The organism is Pseudomonas sp. 18175, from assembly GCF_050432925.1.
Lineage (GTDB): Bacteria > Pseudomonadota > Gammaproteobacteria > Pseudomonadales > Pseudomonadaceae > Aquipseudomonas.
This window is the reverse complement of record NZ_JBKFTO010000009.1, coordinates 43,125-59,844: the sequence shown is the minus strand read 5'-3', so window position 1 is coordinate 59,844 and position 16,720 is coordinate 43,125. Positions and strand designations below refer to the sequence as shown.

The following is a 16,720-nucleotide window of genomic DNA, read 5'->3' as shown; positions in this document are numbered from 1 at the left end:
CTTCAGTCGCCGAAATCTTCCCAGCCACCCATCTGCTTCCAGCGGTTGACGATGCCGCAGAACAGATCGGCCGTTTTCTCGGTGTCGTAGCGCGCCGAGTGGGCCTCACGACCGTCAAAGTCGATACCGGCTGCCTGGCACGCCTTGGCCAATACCGTCTGGCCATAAGCCAGGCCAGCGAGGGTGGCGGTGTCGAAGCTGGAGAACGGGTGAAACGGGTTGCGCTTCATGTCCAGCCGCGCCACGGCGGCGTTCAGGAAACCCAGGTCGAAGCTGCTGTTATGACCCACTAGGATCGCGCGTTTGCAACCATTGGCCTTCAGCGCCTTGCGCACGCCACGGAAGATATCGGTCAGCGCTGCTTCCTCACTCACTGCCATGCGCAGTGGGTGATCGAGCTTGATCCCGGTGAATTCCAAAGCGGCGGCTTCAATATTGGCGCCTTCGAACGGTTCGACGCGGAAGAAGTGGGTGTGCTCCGGGAACACAAAGCCCTGCTCGTCCATGCCGATGGTGGTCGCGGCGATTTCCAGCAATGCGTCGGTGGCGCAATTGAAACCACCGGTTTCTACGTCGATGACAACCGGCAGATAGCCGCGAAACCGCTCGGCCATCGGGTGACGGGAACCGCCACCGCTGTGCTCGTGTTCGTCATCGTAATGGTCTTCACTCACTTGCTTTCCTCCAGCAGGCGCCAGCGCAGTGTTTCACCGGCGCGCAGCGGGATAACAGTCAGCTCGCCAAACGGCAGGCTGGCAGGGGCGGTCCAGTCTTCACGGACCAGGGTGATGCGATCGGTATTCGCCGGCAGGCCGTAGAAGCGCGGGCCGTTGAGGCTGGCGAAACCTTCAAGCTTGTCCAAGGCATTACGCTGTTCGAATGCTTCGGCATACAACTCGATGGCCGCATAGGCGGTGTAGCAACCGGCACAACCGCACGCGGCTTCCTTGGCGTGCTGGGCGTGGGGCGCCGAGTCGGTGCCGAGGAAGAACTTCGGGTTGCCGCTGGTCGCGGCATCCAGCAGCGCCACCTGGTGGGTGTTGCGCTTGAGGATCGGCAGGCAATAGAAGTGCGGCCGAATCCCGCCAACCAGCATGTGGTTGCGGTTATACAGCAGGTGATGGGCGGTGATGGTCGCGCCGACGTTGGCCGAAGCCTCGTTGACGAACTGCACGGCATCGGCCGTGGTGATGTGTTCAAACACCACCTTGAGGGTCGGGAACAGCTCGACCACGCGGCGCATATGCTCGTCGATGAAGATCTTCTCGCGGTCGAACACGTCCACGTCGCCACGGGTGACTTCACCGTGGATCAGCAGCGGCATACCAACTTCGGCCATGGCTTCGATGGCGGGCAGGATCTTGTCGATGCTGGTCACGCCAGAATCGGAGTTGGTGGTCGCGCCCGCCGGGTACAGCTTGGCGGCGTGCACGTAGCCGCTGGCCTTGGCCTCGCGAATCTCTTCGGGCTGGGTGCGGTCGGTGAGGTAGAGCACCATTAACGGTTCGAAGCGGCTGCCGGCCGGCCGCGCAGCGAGAATTCGCTGGCGATAGGCGTCGGCTTCAGCGGCATTGCGCACCGGTGGTACCAGGTTAGGCATGATGATGGCACGGCCAAACGTGCGCGCCACATCGGCCACGGTTTGGGGCAACGCAGCACCATCGCGAAGATGAATATGCCAGTCGTCGGGACGCAGCAGGGTCAGGCGGTCGGACATTGGGGATTCCAGGCGGGTCAATCTGGTGGGAATGCTACCGGAAAAGACTCTTGCAGGCACTCGCTATCAAGTTTTGCAGGATGCATCCGATAGCCTTTTGTATGCCTTATCGATGTATGACGCTTTGAAGTGTTGTAGAAACCAGTGGAGCCTCCCGTGCGCCAGCAATATCTAGCCCTGCTCAGTGTGTTCGCCAGCCTGCCTGCGATGGCCCTCACGTTCCAGACACGTCTGGAGAATATTGAGTGGAAGGTTGAGGGCGACCAGTTCGAGTGCCGCCTGACTCAGCCGATCACCGATTTCGGCTCGGGTGAGTTCGTGCGTCGGGCCGGAGAGCAGGCGACGTTTCGTCTGAAAACCTATAACGGCTCGTTTGGCGGCGGTTCCGCAACCTTGCTGGCCGCCGCAGCACCGTGGCAGCCAGGTCGAGGTGATATCAACCTTGGCGCCGTACGTGCCGGCAGCGGCGATGTGTTGTTCAACAGTTCCCAGGCCCAGGCTGGACGGTTATTCAACGGTCTGCTTGAAGGTCGTAGCCCCACCGTGCGGCATTACGGGCGTGAAGGGAGCTATTCGGAAGTCCGCCTGTTGCCGGTGAAATTCAACAAGGCCTACAACGACTATCAACTGTGCACCGCCAAGCTGTTGCCGATGAATTACGACCAGGTCAAACAGACCGAGGTGGGGTTCCCCGGTGGTGGCATCGAACTGGACGCGGCTGCCAAGCAGAAGCTGTCGGTGATTCTCGCTTATATGAAAGCTGATCCCACGGTTAACCATATCGAACTCAATGGCCATTCGGACAATAGCGGCAACCGTCTGACCAACCGTGACGTATCTCGCCGTCGTGCATTGGCGGTCATGGACTACTTCAAGGCCAACGGAATCCAGGAGTCGCAGGTCACCTTGCGCTTTCACGGCGAAAGTTATCCGCTGGCGCCCAACACCAATGCCGCCAACCGGGCACGCAACCGTCGGGTCAATATCCAGCTTGAGCGAGTGGCAACCCCCGAGAAACCGGCGCCCCAGGCCACAACGCCAAGCAATCCGGCAGCCACCTCATAACGAGCGACCATCGGTCGCTCGCTCGACATAATCTGTCGCTTTATCTTCATTTGCTGTCGCGCCCCTGTAAATTCACGGTTTTGGTCGGTAGAATCGTCGCCTTTCCGTACAACCCCGTGGAGTGATGGCATGGCCGACGTAAACAAGGTCGTTCTCGCGTATTCCGGCGGCCTGGACACTTCGGTGATCCTCAAGTGGCTGCAGGATACTTATAACTGTGAAGTGGTGACCTTCACCGCTGACCTGGGTCAGGGCGAAGAGGTCGAACCTGCACGTGCCAAGGCGCAAGCCATGGGCGTGAAAGAGATCTACATTGACGACCTGCGCGAAGAGTTCGTCCGCGATTTCGTTTTCCCGATGTTTCGCGCCAACACCGTCTACGAAGGCGAGTACCTGCTGGGTACCTCCATCGCACGTCCGCTGATCGCCAAGCGCTTGATCGAAATCGCCAACGAAACCGGCGCTGACGCCATTTCCCATGGCGCCACCGGCAAGGGTAACGACCAGGTGCGTTTCGAGCTGGGTGCCTACGCTCTCAAGCCAGGCGTGAAAGTGATTGCCCCTTGGCGTGAATGGGACCTGCTGTCCCGTGAAAAGCTGATGGATTACGCTGAAAAGCACGCAATCCCGATCGAGCGTCACGGCAAGAAGAAGTCCCCGTACTCGATGGACGCCAACTTGCTGCACATCTCCTATGAAGGCGGCGTGCTGGAAGACACCTGGACCGAGCACGAAGAAGACATGTGGAAATGGACCGTCTCCCCGGAGAACGCTCCAGACAAGCCGCAGTACCTGGAACTGACCTACCGCAACGGCGACATCGTCGCGCTGGACGGCGTCGAAATGACTCCGGCCACTGTGCTGGCGACCCTGAACCGTATCGGCGGTGAACACGGTATCGGTCGCCTCGACATCGTCGAGAACCGTTACGTGGGCATGAAGTCCCGTGGCTGCTACGAAACTCCAGGCGGCACCATCATGCTGCGCGCCCACCGCGCCATCGAGTCCATCACCCTCGACCGCGAAGTGGCTCACCTCAAAGACGAGCTGATGCCCAAGTACGCCAGCCTGATCTACACCGGCTACTGGTGGAGCCCTGAGCGTCTGATGCTGCAACAGATGATCGACGCCTCCCAGGCTCATGTGAACGGCGTTGTGCGCCTCAAGCTGTACAAAGGCAACGTGATTGTTACCGGCCGCAAGTCCGACGATTCATTGTTCGACGCCAATATCGCCACGTTCGAAGAAGACGGTGGCGCTTACAACCAGGCGGACGCAGCAGGCTTTATCAAGTTGAACGCATTGCGCATGCGCATTGCTGCCAATAAAGGCCGTTCGTTGTTCTGAGTAGTTCGCGTGTTGTGAAAAATGGCCCCTTGTTCAAGGGGCCATTTTTTTTGCCTGCAGATTTAAACATGATCGTGATGTTTATGCTGGTTAAACACTTGATAGTGTTTTTTCTTGGATTTTAAACTACTGGCTTTTTGGAATCCTCGTAGGGGGAATGATTTTTTTACACCTGACTAGGAACTAGTCTTACAGAAAATTCACTCATGGAAGTATGGCAGCGGTGTAAGTTGCCGAAATTTCTGTAGGAATTATTGGTGTAAATAAATATGTTAAATGGAACTGAAATGGCTGAATTTTTCCGGCCTGCTTACCCGTGTATAGAAACAAGGCAAGGGGTGTTTCCTGAAACTCCTGTGCGGCACGTATACCGTGCCCCCCGTATTTCTGGCAGATTTGAGTCAAAACATGTAAGGCCCGGGAAAGGTCTGAAAGGCTCCATAAAAGTGGATACATCTGGGTCGGCGTTTTTTTGTAGGGCATTTCCTTTATGTTTGTGGGTTGGGTCTCTGCTTGCTGTTGCTTGGGGGGGAATGCTATGCCAACTAGGAAACGACTAGGCTATTGTGCTTGCTCTAAATAATTCGAACAGCGAAATTGGACTTTCACATGAATAAAGTGCTGATCGTGGATGATCACCCCGTCATTCGTCTTGCTGTACGTATGCTGATGGAGCGTCATGGTTATGAGGTCGTTGCAGAGACCGATAACGGTGTCGATGCGTTGCAACTTGCGCGGGAGCATATGCCGGACATTGTCATACTGGATATTGGAATTCCCAAACTTGATGGCCTGGAAGTTATTTGCCGGCTTTCGTCCACCAAACAACCGACGCCGTTCAAGGTGTTGGTGTTGACGTCTCAGGCGCCTGGGCATTTTTCCATGCGTTGTATGCAGGCGGGGGCTGCTGGCTACGTGTGCAAGCAGCAGGACCTGACGGAGTTGCTCAGTGCAATCAAGGCTGTGCTTTCTGGCTACAGCTATTTCCCTAACCAAGCGCTCAACTCGGTGCGCTCCACGATGGGCAATGCCAGCGAGGCCGACATGGTCGAACGCCTGTCGGGCCGGGAGATGATGGTGTTGCAGCAATTGGCGCGGGGCAAGACCAACAAGGAGATCGCCGACGGCATGTTCCTCAGCAACAAGACCGTCAGCACCTACAAAACCCGCCTGCTGCTAAAGCTCAATGCTCGCTCACTGGTGGACTTGATTGAGCTGGCCCAGCGTAACGGGCTGGTGTAGGGCGCGCGTTGCAAATCGATTAGCCTGTTTCACCGGCAAAAAAAGCCTCCGTCAGGAGGCTTCCGGTCGTCGACTGCCCAATTCAGAGGTCAAAGTCATAATCGGTCAGTTGTTTTTGCAAGCGTCGCTCTTCCAGAAGGTTATCGATAGTGCGGCGTTTGCTCAGATTGGTCTTGGCCACCTCTGCCACAGGTGCTTCTGCCCCATCGTCATCCGACTCAACAAGGTCGTCTTCCACTTCCAGTTGTTCTTTGCCAGTGCTCATAAGGTTCACTCCGGGCTAAGACTGCCGTTGGCGCTCCTTATAACGATAATCCATGAATGGGTAAAAAAGATTTTTTCAATCGGCTTATCGAGAAAGCTAATGAATCCTCAATCGTCGGAGGTCTTGTCCTTGTATTCACACAAGTCTTCGATGCGACAGCTGCCGCAGCGCGGCTTACGGGCCTGGCAAACATAGCGTCCGTGCAGGATCAGCCAGTGGTGTGAATCAAGCAGGTAGGGCTTGGGTACAAATTTCATCAACTGCTTTTCCACCTCCACAACGTTCTTGCCTCGGGCGATGCCGGTGCGGTTGCTCACGCGAAAAATATGTGTGTCCACCGCCATGGTCAGTTGCCGGAAAGCGGTGTTGAGCACCACGTTGGCGGTTTTTCGGCCTACACCCGGCAAGGCTTCAAGGGCCTCGCGGGTCTGCGGTACTTCGCTGCCATGCAACTCCACCAGCAAGCGGCACGTCTCGATAACGTTCTTGGCCTTGCTGTTATATAAGCCAATGGTCTTGATGTACTCCGACAACCCTTCCACGCCAAGGGCGTAGATAGCCTCCGGGGTGTTGGCCATCGGGTACAGTTTGGCCGTGGCCTTGTTTACGCCAACGTCCGTGGACTGGGCCGACAGAATCACCGCAATCAGTAACTCGAACGGCGAGGAGTAGGCCAGCTCGGTCTTGGGCTCTGGATTGTCTTCGTGAAGCCTGCGAAAAATTTCCAGGCGTTTTGCTGCGTTCATGGGACTGATGGCTCCTTGCAGGCGGTCAGCGGAATGTCAGTAATAGCCCAGGCAAGCGGCCAATGTGGCGTCGTCAGTGATACGTAACAAGTGACGATTCACCCGCTGACATGGGCGTCTACCTGGCGTTGTGCTTCTTCAAGCTTGTGTTGAGCCGCGTTAAGTTCATCCACACTGACCTCGGGTTGGCGTTGCAGCTTGCTGACATCGGCGCGGGCGTAGGCCAGGGCAGTTTTCAATTGGCGCAGTTGGCTGTCGATGGGGCGCTTCTCTATGCGTTGTAGCTCTGGTAGCGGTTGCTCGGAGATTGCTTCAGCCGCATGCAGGGCTTGATCCGCAACGGCCAGCGCAGCACTCAAGGCTGCCAGTTGCTGTGGGTCAGCATTCTGGTCCTGGGCTTTTTTCAGTTCGGCGCGGCGCATGGCCAGCTGGATTTTTGCGCGCTTGAGCTCAGGGTCTTTCGCTGTTGGCGGCGGCGGTGGGCTGCTCGCTTCCAGCATGGCGAGTGCTTGCTCTGCGGTTTCGAATTGGTGCTGCAGGACCACCAACTGGGATTGCTGCTCAAAGGTCGGCGGATGGCCGAATGCCTTTAGGGACTTATGCAACTGGGCGCGGCTCATCGCAACACCGATCTTGGCTTTCTTGATCGCCGCGTCGTTGGCCGCTTGATGGGGGGCTTGCTGTTGTGCTTCGACGGGGCCTGAACGCTTGGCGCGGGCCAGGCGTTCGGCGAGCTTGTGCTCTTCTTCCCGTTGCAGGCGGGCGTTACGCTGTTCAAACCGTCGCCGCGCACGATCACGCTTGAGCCCACGTTCGCGACGTTCGTGGTCGGTACTCGCCAGGCCGCCCACGATCGGCAGCACGCTCGCCTGTGGGCGCATCTCTATACAGTCAACAGGGCAGGGCGCCACACACAGGTCGCAACCGGTGCACTCGTCGATGATCACGGTATGCATCAGCTTGGCGGCACCGACAATCGCATCCACCGGGCAAGCCTGGATACATTTGGTACAGCCAATGCACTCGGCCTCACGGATATAGGCGATCTGCGCTGGCGCTTCGCCACGTGTGGTGTCCAGATCCAGCACCGGAACGCTTAGCAGATGCGCCAGGCTGACGATGGTCTCTTGTCCACCCGGCGGGCACTTGTTGATGGCCTCGCCTTTGGCGATGCCCTCGGCGTAGGGCCTACAGCCCGGGTGCCCGCATTTACCGCATTGGGTCTGCGGTAGCAGCGCGTCGATACGTTGAGTGAGATTCATGCTGTGATCATTGGCATGCCGGTTAAACAAATAGAAGCTGATTATCCGGCAAGCGAGAAGGGGGGACTAGCTGAAAAGCCCTGTCGCTTGCAAGACAGGGCTTTATGACAAGGCTTACTTGATACGCTGGCCCGGCTTGGCGCCGCTGTCAGGGCTCAGCAGGTAGATCTCTTCGCCGCCAGGGCCGGCCGCCATCACCATGCCTTCAGAGATACCGAACTTCATTTTCCGCGGCTTGAGGTTGGCGATCATCATGGTCAGGCGCCCATCGAGCTTGGAAGGGTCTGGGTAAGCGCTCTTGATGCCCGAGAACACGTTGCGTTGCTCGTCGCCGATATCCAGTGTCAGGCGTAACAGCTTGTCGGCGCCTTCCACCGCTTCAGCCTTGATGATCAGCGCCACTCGCAGGTCCACGGCGGCGAAGGCGTCGAACTCGATTTCCGGAGAAAGCGGGTCTTTGGCCAACTCGCCATTACCAGCAGGCGCCGATTCGCCGGTGTCGGTCTGACTGGCGACCAGGTCTTCTTTGGATGCGTCGGTCATGGCTTGGACTTTCACCGGGTCGATACGGGTCATCAGCGGCTTGAACTCGTTCAACTGGTGGTTGCTGAGCAGAGTCGCGTGGTCGTTCCAGGTCAGCGGCGCGACGTTGAGGAACGCCTCGGCGTCGGCGGCAAGCAACGGCAGCACCGGCTTGAGGAAGATCACCAACTGGCGGAACAGGTTCACGCCCGTGGCGCAGATCGCCTGGACCTCTGCCTGCTTGCCTTCCTGCTTGTTCAGCGACCACGGTGCCTTATCGGCGATCCAGGCGTTGGCGCGGTCGGCCAGGCCCATGATCTCGCGCATGGCGCGGGCAAAGTCGCGGGCTTCATAGGCATCGGCAATGCTTGGCGCAGCGGCCAGGAATGCATCGGTCAGCTCTGGCGCAGCGTTCTCGGCCACCAGTAGACCAGCGTTGCCCTTGTGAATAAACCCGGCGCAACGGCTGGCGATGTTGACGACCTTGCCTACCAGGTCCGAGTTGACCTTCTGTACGAAGTCTTCCAGGTTCAGGTCCAAGTCGTCGACGCCACGGCCCAGCTTGGCGGCGTAGTAGTAGCGCAGATACTCCGGCGACAGGTGGTCCAGGTAGGTGCGCGCCTTGATAAAGGTCCCGCGGGACTTGGACATCTTCTGGCCATTGACCGTCAGGTAACCGTGCACGTTGATGGCGGTCGGCTTGCGGTAGCCCGAACCCTCCAGCATCGCCGGCCAGAACAGGGCGTGGAAGTTGACGATGTCCTTGCCGATGAAGTGGTACAGCTCAGCGGTGGAGTCTTTGTTCCAAAACGCGTCGAAGTCCAGCTCCGGCGTGCGATCACACAGGTTCTTGAAGCTGGCCATGTAGCCGATCGGCGCATCCAGCCACACATAGAAATACTTGCCCGGCTCGCCCGGGATCTCGAAGCCAAAGTACGGCGCATCGCGGGAGATGTCCCACTGCTGCAAGCCGCTGTCGAGCCATTCGGCGAGTTTGTTGGCGACGGCGTCCTGCAGGGTGCCGCTGCGGGTCCAGGCTTGCAGCATCTGCTGGAAGTCCGGGAGCTTGAAGAAGAAATGCTGGGAGTCCTTGAGCACCGGGGTGGCGCCAGAGATCGCCGATTTCGGATCCTTCAGCTCAGTCGGCGCGTAGGTCGCACCGCATTTTTCGCAGTTGTCGCCGTACTGGTCTTCGGTGCCGCATTTCGGGCAAGTGCCCTTGATGAAACGGTCGGCCAGGAACATTTTCTTTTCCGGGTCGAAGTACTGGGTGACCGAACGTTGGTCGATATGCCCGGCTTCCTTCAAGCGCAGGTAGATCTGGCTCGACAGCTCGCGGTTTTCTTCGGAGTGGGTGGAGTGGAAGTTATCGAAATCCACCAGGAACTCGGCAAAGTCGGCGCTGTGTTCAGCCTGCACGTTGGCGATCAGTTGTTCCGGGGTGATGCCTTCCTTTTCGGCGCGCAACATGATGGCCGAGCCGTGGGCGTCGTCCGCGCAGACATAAATGCATTGATTGCCGCGATGCTTCTGGAAGCGCACCCACATATCGGTCTGGATGTACTCAAGCATATGGCCAAGATGGATCGAACCATTGGCATAGGGCAGGGCGCTGGTGACGAGGATCTTGCGTGGCTCGGACATGGGGCTCGGCTACTTGATGAAACGGAGGTCGGCCACTATAAAGCGCCGGGAAATATATTTCACCCCGTGGCGTTGTTTCAGCAGCTTACTCGCCTGCGAAAGCATGCCGCTGGGCGGCTGGAACGGTTAGGATAGCCGCCTGTTTCAGTCAGTCTTTTTTCGGGAGTAGCCCATGAGCGCCGTCAATCGCGCAGCGGTGGAAGCCGTTCTTCGCCAGTACACCGACCCCTATTTGAACCAAGACCCGGTCAGCGCCGGTTGTGTACGTGCCATCGAGGTCCAGGGCGACCAGGTGTCGGTCCAGCTGGAGCTGGGCTATGCCGCAGGCCTGTTCAAGAGCGGCTGGGCGCAGATGCTGCAAATGGCCATCGAAGGCCTGGAGGGCGTGCGCTCGGCCAAGGTCGACATCCAGTGCGTGATCGCCCCGCACAAGGCCCAGGCACAAATCCCTGGCCTGGCCAACGTCAAGAATGTGGTTGCCGTGGCATCCGGCAAGGGCGGCGTGGGCAAATCCACTACCGCCGCCAACCTGGCCTTGGCTTTGGCCCGTGAAGGTGCGCGTGTGGGCATTCTCGACGCCGATATCTACGGCCCGAGCCAAGGTGTGATGTTTGGCATCGCCGAAGGTACGCGGCCGAAGGTCAAGGACCAGAAGTGGTTTGTGCCCATCGAGTCCCTGGGCGTGGAAGTCATGTCCATGGCCTTCCTTACGGATGACAACACGCCGATGGTCTGGCGTGGGCCGATGGTGTCCGGTGCGTTGCTGCAGTTGGTCACCCAAACCGCTTGGGGCGACCTGGACTACCTGGTGATCGACATGCCGCCAGGCACCGGCGATATCCAGCTGACCCTGGCGCAGAAGGTTCCGGTGGCCGGTTCGGTGATCGTCACCACGCCCCAGGACCTGGCGCTGCTCGACGCGAAAAAAGGCGTGGAGATGTTCCGTAAGGTCAATATTCCAGTGCTGGGTGTCGTGGAAAACATGGCCGTGCACATCTGCTCCAACTGCGGCCACGCCGAGCATCTGTTCGGGGAAGGCGGTGGTGAGAAGTTGGCGACACAGTACGGTGTCGAACTGCTGGCTTCACTGCCGTTGTCGATGCTGATCCGTGAGCAGGCCGATGGTGGCAAACCCACCGTGGTCGCTGAGCCGGACAGCCAGATCGCCATGATCTACCAGGAATTGGCTCGTCATGTAGGGGCGCGAATCGTCCTGCAGGAAGCCGCAGCGCCAGCCATGCCGACCATTACTGTCAGCGACGACTGAGTGAGAAGGGGTCTTGTTACGCTTTTACGTGGTTGCTGGTGTAAGCATTCGCTTACTTTTTCGTAAGCGAATGGTTTTTTAAGCCGGCATGAGCGACTCGAAATCGTGAGAGGGTTTTCTATCTATTTGAAATATAACAAATATTTAACGCCTCTCAAGTTGTTGAACCCGTTAGTCCTCACGTTGCATCCCGTTGAACATCTTTTGGAACTCTCTAAGATCAGCCCTGTGTCCACGGATTGACACAGCCATCACGGAACGATGGTTTAAAGGAACGTCGCAGGATGCGATTCATCAGGATGATGAAAAGGAATACAGGGACTAGGGAAAAAATGTGGGCGGGTCATACCGCCCCTTTTTTTTGCCTGTAGAAAAGTGACTGCGTGTACCCCAGAACGCAAAAAAGGCCCCTAAGGGCCTTTTTTTGTTTGGCGGCGACGCAGTTAGCGTTCGAGGTCTTTGATCTTGCCTTTGACGCCATCCCACTCGGCCGCATCCGGCAGCGAGTCTTTCTTCTCAGTGATATTCGGCCAGATTTCCGCCAGCTCGACGTTCAACTGAATAAATTCCTGCATCTCTGCCGGGACTTCGTCCTCGGAGAAAATCGCGACGGCCGGGCATTCTGGCTCACACAGGGCGCAGTCAATGCACTCGTCCGGGTGGATTACCAGGAAGTTCGGGCCTTCGTAGAAGCAGTCCACCGGACATACTTCCACGCAGTCGGTGTACTTGCACTTGATGCAGTTGTCGGTGACGACGAAGGTCATTTCTAATTCTCTCCTCAGGCGGCGGCAGCGAAACCCTTTGTGGCAGGGCTCGCGAGGTTTGGGAGCGATAGTCTGCAAGCCAGGCTAAAAGCCAGCAGCATCCCAAACCGCGCGAGAGTCTACCAGCTTGCAAGGCCGAGCGTTATATCCGAACCTTCAGTGCATATAACATTTCGAGCGCTTTGCGCGGCGTCATGTCGTCCAGGTCGAGCTTGGCCAGCTCCTCCAGCACCGGATGGGGCAGGCTAGCGAACATATCGCTCTGGTGCGGGGCTGCTGGTTTGCTCGAGCCTTTAGCTGTGCTTGCCACCACAGTTTCATGGGGCAAAGCTGTGGTTTCCAGGCGGCTGAGGTGCTCGCGCGCGCGGGTGATGACCTCGTTCGGCACGCCGGCCAATTGTGCGACGGCCAAACCGTAACTCTGGCTGGCTGGCCCCGGCAGCACGTGGTGCAAGAACACGATGCGCTCGTTGTGCTCTGTGGCATTGAGATGCACGTTGGCCACCAGCGGCTCACTTTCCGGCAGTACGGTCAGTTCGAAGTAGTGAGTGGCAAACAGCGTATAGGCCCGCAGGTGCGCCAGACGCTCGGCCGCGGCCCACGCCAGCGACAGGCCGTCGAAGGTGCTGGTGCCGCGACCCACTTCGTCCATCAGCACCAGGCTGCGTTCGGTGGCGTTGTGCAAGATGTTGGCGGTTTCGCTCATTTCCACCATAAAGGTCGAACGGCCACCGGCCAGGTCATCGCTGGAGCCGATCCGGGTGAAAATGCGGTCCACCAGGGACAGTTCGCAACTGGCTGCTGGCACAAAGCTGCCGATGTGCGCCAGCAACACGATCAATGCGGTCTGGCGCATGTAGGTGGATTTACCACCCATGTTGGGACCGGTGATCACCAACATGCGGGTGTCATCGTCCAGCGACAGGTCGTTGGCGACGAACGGCGTAGTCAGCACCTGCTCCACCACCGGGTGGCGCCCCTGCACGATGCGCATGCATGGCTCGCTCACGAAACGTGGGCAGTTCAGGTCAAGGTTCAGCGCACGCTCGGCGAGGTTACTCAGTACATCCAGCTCGGCCAGTGCGGCGGCGGTGTCTTGCAATGGCGCCAATTGGCCGATGAGGTCTTCGAGCAAGGCCTCATAGAGCATTTTTTCCCGCGCCAGGGCTCGGCTTTTGGCCGACAGCGCCTTGTCTTCAAACTCTTTGAGCTCTGGGGTAATAAAGCGCTCGGCGCCCTTGAGCGTCTGGCGGCGTTGATAGTCGATGGGTGCCGACTCGGCCTGCTTGCTGGGCAGCTCAATAAAGTAGCCATGCACGCGGTTGTAGCCGACTTTGAGGTTGGCCAGGCCGGTGCGGGCTTTCTCGCGGGCTTCCAGGTCGATCAGGAACTGCCCGGCGTTTTCGCTCAGGGCTTGCAGCTCGTCCAGTTCAGTGTCGTAGCCGGTCTTCAACACACCGCCGTCACGGATGATCGCCGGCGGGTTGTCGATGATGGCTTTTTCCAACAGCGCGGCCAGTTCCGGGTAGGTGCTGGCAATTACGGCAAGTTGTTGCAGGTGCGGCGTGTCCAGGTCGGTCATCGCGGCTTGCAGCTGTGGCAAGGCGCCGAGGGCATCGCGCAGGCGTGCCAGGTCGCGAGGCCGCGCATTGCGCAGGCCGATCCGCGCCAGGATGCGTTCGATATCGCCAATTTCCTTCAACTGTGGTTGCAGCTTCTCGAAGCGATAGCCGTCCAGCAGACAGGTAATAGACGTCTGACGCGCTTGCAGCACGCTCAAGTCCCGCAGCGGGCGGTTCAGCCAGCGAGTCAGCAAGCGGCTGCCCATGGCGGTCTGGCAACGGTCTACTACCGATTGCAGGGTATTGTCACGCCCGCCGGACAGGTTGGTGTCCAATTCCAGGTTGCGACGGCTGGCACCGTCGAGCACCACGGTATCGTCCAGCCGCTCATGGCGCAGGCTGCGCAAATGCGGCAGGGCGGTGCGCTGGGTTTCCTTGGCGTAGCTGAGCAGGCAACCGGCGGCGCCGATGGCCAGGGTCAGGGTTTCGCAACCGAAGCCTTTAAGGTCTTGCACGGAGAATTGCTGGCACAGGCTTTTCAGCGCTGAATCGCGCTCGAAGTCCCACGGCGCACGACGCTTGGTCCCACGACGCTTTTCCGCTGGCAGGTCCTTGGGCCAATCATCCGGAATCAACAGTTCCACCGGGTTGATGCGCTCAAGCTCCGCCAGCAGGTTCTCCCAGCCTTTGATCTCCAGCACGCTGAAATTGCCGCTGGTGATATCCAACACCGAAAGGCCGAACAGACGCTCGTCACCCAACACCGCCGCGATCAGGTTATCGCGACGCTCATCCAGTAACGCTTCATCACTCACCGTCCCCGGCGTAATAATGCGCACCACCTGGCGTTCCACCGGCCCCTTGCTGGTCGCCGGATCGCCGATCTGCTCACAGATCACCACCGACTCGCCCAGCTTTACCAGCTTGACCAGGTAGCCTTCCAACGAGTGGTAAGGAATGCCACACATCGGAATCGACTGCCCAGCCGACTGCCCGCGCGCGGTCAGGGTGATGTCCAGCAGCTTGGCGGCCTTCTTCGCGTCTTCGTAGAAGATCTCGTAGAAGTCGCCCATGCGATAGAACATCAACTGATCAGGGTGCTGGTTTTTCAGGCGCCAGTACTGCTGCATCATCGGGGTGTGGGAGGAGAGATCGGAAGTGTTCTTACTCATCAGATAATTAGCAAATTCGTTGAAAGGAGTGGGGCAAAGGTGGGGCATTCGGCCCTGCGATTTTGCGATGGCGGCAAGGTTAACATGCGACGTCGTGGGTTCGCAGCGGAACGTCGGGGGGAAGCATTGACCCAATAAAAAGCCCGGCGCTGGGCCGGGCTTTAGAAAATTTTTTGACGGCTATCAGGCTCGTTTTGCCTCAGCCTTCATCATTACGAGGTTCTGTTGCTTGGTCGCCTCGGTAAGCACTTCGCTGTAAACACGCTTTTTCTGATCGGATTTTGCGTCACGAATAAAGTCGGCAAATGAGCTTTTCACGCCTTTGGACAAGCCTAGCTTGATCGAAATCATCAATGCGCTCCTGATGGTAGCCTGAGGCTGGCCTCTAGATCGGCCCGCGTATGTTGCTCAGGGATATGGTAGTCAATTTTATCGACCCCTGCTTTATAGAGCCGTCCAGAATTGTCGATGTGCTTGATGAGCAAGTCCACGTGAACATCGGCTCCATAATCTAGCTTAAGCGCGTTCACTACGTCACGTGCAGCAAAATACTGCTCGATGAAATGCTCTTTACGAATCCTTCTGCCTTCAGCCTCTTCACGGGCCTTTACAAAGTCCCAGGCAAGCATTGGATTTTGGTACACGTAAAGGATTTGTACGAACCGTCCCCCTTTTCAATGAGCGTTCAACATTGCTTTTAGCGACTTTGAGGTTCGAAAACGTACCGTCGAGCAGAAAGGACTGTCGTTGGTCCAGTGCAAGGTCGAGTATTTTTTCGACTAAAATGGATACGCCTCGTTGAAATAACCATGAGTTCGCCCCTTGATAAGCTTCAAACTCGTTGCGAAGATCGTCAGGATCGATACGCAGAATTGGAGTATCGGCGAACAGGTTTACAAGAGCGATTGAGGCCTCTGTTTTTCCTGCACCGGGCGATCCAGCCATGAAGACAGATACGGGTGATTCCTCCGGCGGATAGATTGATTTGTCTGTGATGCGTTTGGCGATTGGCTTTTTATTTGAGCGGGCGAAGCGAAGTGCTTGCTCTGAGATCTCGGTCTCTGTAGGTGTCATCCTGCTAACGACGGGAGTTGCCTGTTCCATAAAGCGCCCCTCACGTTCACTGATGTGCGAAAGACTATCATAGGGCTAAAGCCGATCTACTGGTCGAAACCTCCCTTAACACATCCCTGTTTATGCATTAAATATGCAAATTAGCATTTGCCAACACCCCAAACCCCCGTCACTATCCGCGCTATGCAAAAACGCAACGTTTCTATCGTCTTACGCGAGCTACTCGACCGCGACCGGATCTCCCCCACGGAGCTGCACCGGCGTACCGGTGTGCCTCAGTCCACGTTGTCCCGGATTCTCAGCGGCAAGATCGTTGACCCGTCGGACAAGCACATTTCCCGTATCGCCGAGTACTTTGGCATCAGCACCGACCAACTGCGCGGGCGCTTAGCACTGGGCGTCTCGCGGGAGGATGCACGCGACCCGATGCATTCGGAACTCAAGGACATAAGCCTGTGGGACGACGACACTCCCGTTAATGATGACGAGGTGTCGATCCCTTTTCTGCGCGAGGTTGAATTGGCTGCTGGATCAGGAAGATTCGTCATCGAGGAAAGCGAGAAGGCCAGCCTGCGGTTCGGCAAGCGCAGCCTGCGACATAACGGTGTGCAGTTCGACCAGGCCAAGTGCGTGACCGTGCGCGGCAACAGCATGCTGCCGGTACTGCGTGATGGCGCAACGGTCGGGGTGAATGCGGGCAAGAGCGGCATTGGCGATATCGTTGATGGCGACTTGTACGCGATCAATCACAACGGCCAATTGCGGGTGAAACAGCTCTACCGCCTGCCTTCCGGAATTCGCCTGCGCAGTTTCAATCGCGATGAACACCCGGACGAAGACTACAGCTTTCAGGACATCCAGGATGAACAGATCAGCATCCTCGGTCATGTGTTCTGGTGGGGTATGTACGCTCGTTAACCTCATTACGTAAGACAAAGCCCGCCCATCAGCGGGCTTTTTTTCGTCTGTCAAAAACCACCAAGCCCTGTGCCCGCAAGACCTTAAATGCACAAGCGCATTTATTTGGTAAAAATAAATGCATTGATGCATTGACTGTATATGCATACA

At 57.7% G+C, this 16,720-nt stretch carries 13 protein-coding genes and 2 pseudogenes; 5 read left to right on the top strand and 10 right to left on the bottom strand.

Annotation, left to right across the window (positions count from 1 at the left end; translation table 11 throughout):
* Positions 1-2: 2 nt before the first annotated feature.
* On the bottom strand, positions 3-674 hold the full coding sequence (gene rnt, locus ACLD1Y_RS14290) for a ribonuclease T (RefSeq protein WP_017738287.1): 672 nt from the start codon (positions 672-674) through the stop codon (positions 3-5).
* Positions 671-1,717 carry a dihydroorotase gene (gene pyrC, locus ACLD1Y_RS14285; protein WP_429478557.1) on the bottom strand — a complete coding sequence of 349 codons (1,047 nt, stop codon included), beginning with the start codon at positions 1,715-1,717 and terminating at the stop codon, positions 671-673. The genes rnt and pyrC overlap by 4 nt, the downstream gene beginning before the upstream one ends.
* Positions 1,718-1,873: 156 nt before the next feature.
* Between pyrC and ACLD1Y_RS14280 the strand changes: the two genes are divergently transcribed.
* The 3 genes from ACLD1Y_RS14280 (at position 1,874) to ACLD1Y_RS14270 (ending at position 5,371) form a co-directional block, all read left to right on the top strand.
* Positions 1,874-2,782, top strand: a complete 909-nt coding sequence (locus ACLD1Y_RS14280) for a flagellar protein MotY (protein WP_429478556.1) — start codon at positions 1,874-1,876, stop codon at positions 2,780-2,782.
* Between the two features lie 129 nt (positions 2,783-2,911).
* Positions 2,912-4,129 (top strand): argininosuccinate synthase, encoded by a 1,218-nt coding sequence (locus ACLD1Y_RS14275; RefSeq protein WP_012722490.1) that lies wholly within the window; start codon positions 2,912-2,914, stop codon positions 4,127-4,129.
* Positions 4,130-4,738: 609 nt separating this feature from the next.
* On the top strand, positions 4,739-5,371 hold the full coding sequence (locus tag ACLD1Y_RS14270) for a response regulator transcription factor (protein WP_094064811.1): 633 nt from the start codon (positions 4,739-4,741) through the stop codon (positions 5,369-5,371).
* An 82-nt stretch (positions 5,372-5,453) separates the two neighbouring features.
* Here ACLD1Y_RS14270 and ACLD1Y_RS14265 read toward each other — a convergent pair whose 3' ends face one another.
* From ACLD1Y_RS14265 to metG, 4 genes and pseudogenes are all read right to left on the bottom strand, one after another.
* Positions 5,454-5,636 (bottom strand): PA3496 family putative envelope integrity protein, encoded by a 183-nt coding sequence (locus tag ACLD1Y_RS14265; protein WP_429478555.1) that lies wholly within the window; start codon positions 5,634-5,636, stop codon positions 5,454-5,456.
* Between the two features lie 107 nt (positions 5,637-5,743).
* Positions 5,744-6,382 (bottom strand): endonuclease III, encoded by a 639-nt coding sequence (gene nth / locus ACLD1Y_RS14260; RefSeq protein ID WP_429478554.1) that lies wholly within the window; start codon positions 6,380-6,382, stop codon positions 5,744-5,746.
* A gap of 875 nt (positions 6,383-7,257) precedes the next feature.
* Positions 7,258-7,644 (bottom strand): annotated as a pseudogene (rsxB, locus tag ACLD1Y_RS14255) (electron transport complex subunit RsxB); the annotation flags it as partial.
* A 114-nt stretch (positions 7,645-7,758) separates the two neighbouring features.
* Positions 7,759-9,810, bottom strand: coding sequence for a methionine--tRNA ligase (gene metG / locus ACLD1Y_RS14250; protein ID WP_429478553.1), 2,052 nt, complete (start codon positions 9,808-9,810; stop codon positions 7,759-7,761).
* A 172-nt stretch (positions 9,811-9,982) separates the two neighbouring features.
* Here metG and apbC point away from each other — a divergent pair, with 172 nt between their 5' ends.
* Positions 9,983-11,077 carry an iron-sulfur cluster carrier protein ApbC gene (gene apbC / locus ACLD1Y_RS14245; RefSeq protein ID WP_429478552.1) on the top strand — a complete coding sequence of 365 codons (1,095 nt, stop codon included), beginning with the start codon at positions 9,983-9,985 and terminating at the stop codon, positions 11,075-11,077.
* Between the two features lie 443 nt (positions 11,078-11,520).
* Here the strand turns inward: apbC and fdxA are convergent, their stop codons facing one another.
* The 4 genes and pseudogenes from fdxA to ACLD1Y_RS14225 form a co-directional block, all read right to left on the bottom strand.
* Positions 11,521-11,844 (bottom strand): ferredoxin FdxA, encoded by a 324-nt coding sequence (fdxA, locus tag ACLD1Y_RS14240; RefSeq protein WP_017738276.1) that lies wholly within the window; start codon positions 11,842-11,844, stop codon positions 11,521-11,523.
* Between the two features lie 142 nt (positions 11,845-11,986).
* On the bottom strand, positions 11,987-14,578 hold the full coding sequence (gene mutS / locus ACLD1Y_RS14235) for a DNA mismatch repair protein MutS (protein WP_429478551.1): 2,592 nt from the start codon (positions 14,576-14,578) through the stop codon (positions 11,987-11,989).
* A gap of 183 nt (positions 14,579-14,761) precedes the next feature.
* A complete protein-coding gene (locus ACLD1Y_RS14230) occupies positions 14,762-14,929 on the bottom strand; it encodes a hypothetical protein (RefSeq protein WP_177016320.1) in 168 nt (55 codons plus the stop codon).
* Positions 14,929-15,652: pseudogene (locus ACLD1Y_RS14225) on the bottom strand (zeta toxin family protein). Before ACLD1Y_RS14225 ends, ACLD1Y_RS14230 begins: the two are co-directional and overlap by 1 nt.
* A 183-nt stretch (positions 15,653-15,835) precedes the next feature.
* On the opposite strand from ACLD1Y_RS14225, the gene ACLD1Y_RS14220 reads away from it, so the two are divergent.
* Positions 15,836-16,570, top strand: a complete 735-nt coding sequence (locus ACLD1Y_RS14220; RefSeq protein WP_429478550.1) for a LexA family transcriptional regulator — start codon at positions 15,836-15,838, stop codon at positions 16,568-16,570.
* Positions 16,571-16,720 lie beyond the last annotated feature (150 nt).

Bases quoted from the DNA above. Each gene is read 5' to 3' on its own strand.
- nth (WP_429478554.1), bottom strand. From the start codon at position 6,382: ATGAACGCAGCAAAACGCCTGGAAATTTTTCGCAGGCTTCACGAAGAC.
- mutS (WP_429478551.1), bottom strand. From the start codon at position 14,578: ATGAGTAAGAACACTTCCGATCTCTCCTCCCACACCCCGATGATGCAG.
- ACLD1Y_RS14275 (WP_012722490.1), top strand. From the start codon at position 2,912: ATGGCCGACGTAAACAAGGTCGTTCTCGCGTATTCCGGCGGCCTGGAC.
- metG (WP_429478553.1), bottom strand. From the start codon at position 9,810: ATGTCCGAGCCACGCAAGATCCTCGTCACCAGCGCCCTGCCCTATGCC.
- fdxA (WP_017738276.1), bottom strand. From the start codon at position 11,844: ATGACCTTCGTCGTCACCGACAACTGCATCAAGTGCAAGTACACCGAC.
- ACLD1Y_RS14230 (WP_177016320.1), bottom strand. From the start codon at position 14,929: ATGATTTCGATCAAGCTAGGCTTGTCCAAAGGCGTGAAAAGCTCATTT.
- apbC (WP_429478552.1), top strand. From the start codon at position 9,983: ATGAGCGCCGTCAATCGCGCAGCGGTGGAAGCCGTTCTTCGCCAGTAC.
- ACLD1Y_RS14265 (WP_429478555.1), bottom strand. From the start codon at position 5,636: ATGAGCACTGGCAAAGAACAACTGGAAGTGGAAGACGACCTTGTTGAG.
- ACLD1Y_RS14270 (WP_094064811.1), top strand. From the start codon at position 4,739: ATGAATAAAGTGCTGATCGTGGATGATCACCCCGTCATTCGTCTTGCT.
- pyrC (WP_429478557.1), bottom strand. From the start codon at position 1,717: ATGTCCGACCGCCTGACCCTGCTGCGTCCCGACGACTGGCATATTCAT.
- ACLD1Y_RS14220 (WP_429478550.1), top strand. From the start codon at position 15,836: ATGCAAAAACGCAACGTTTCTATCGTCTTACGCGAGCTACTCGACCGC.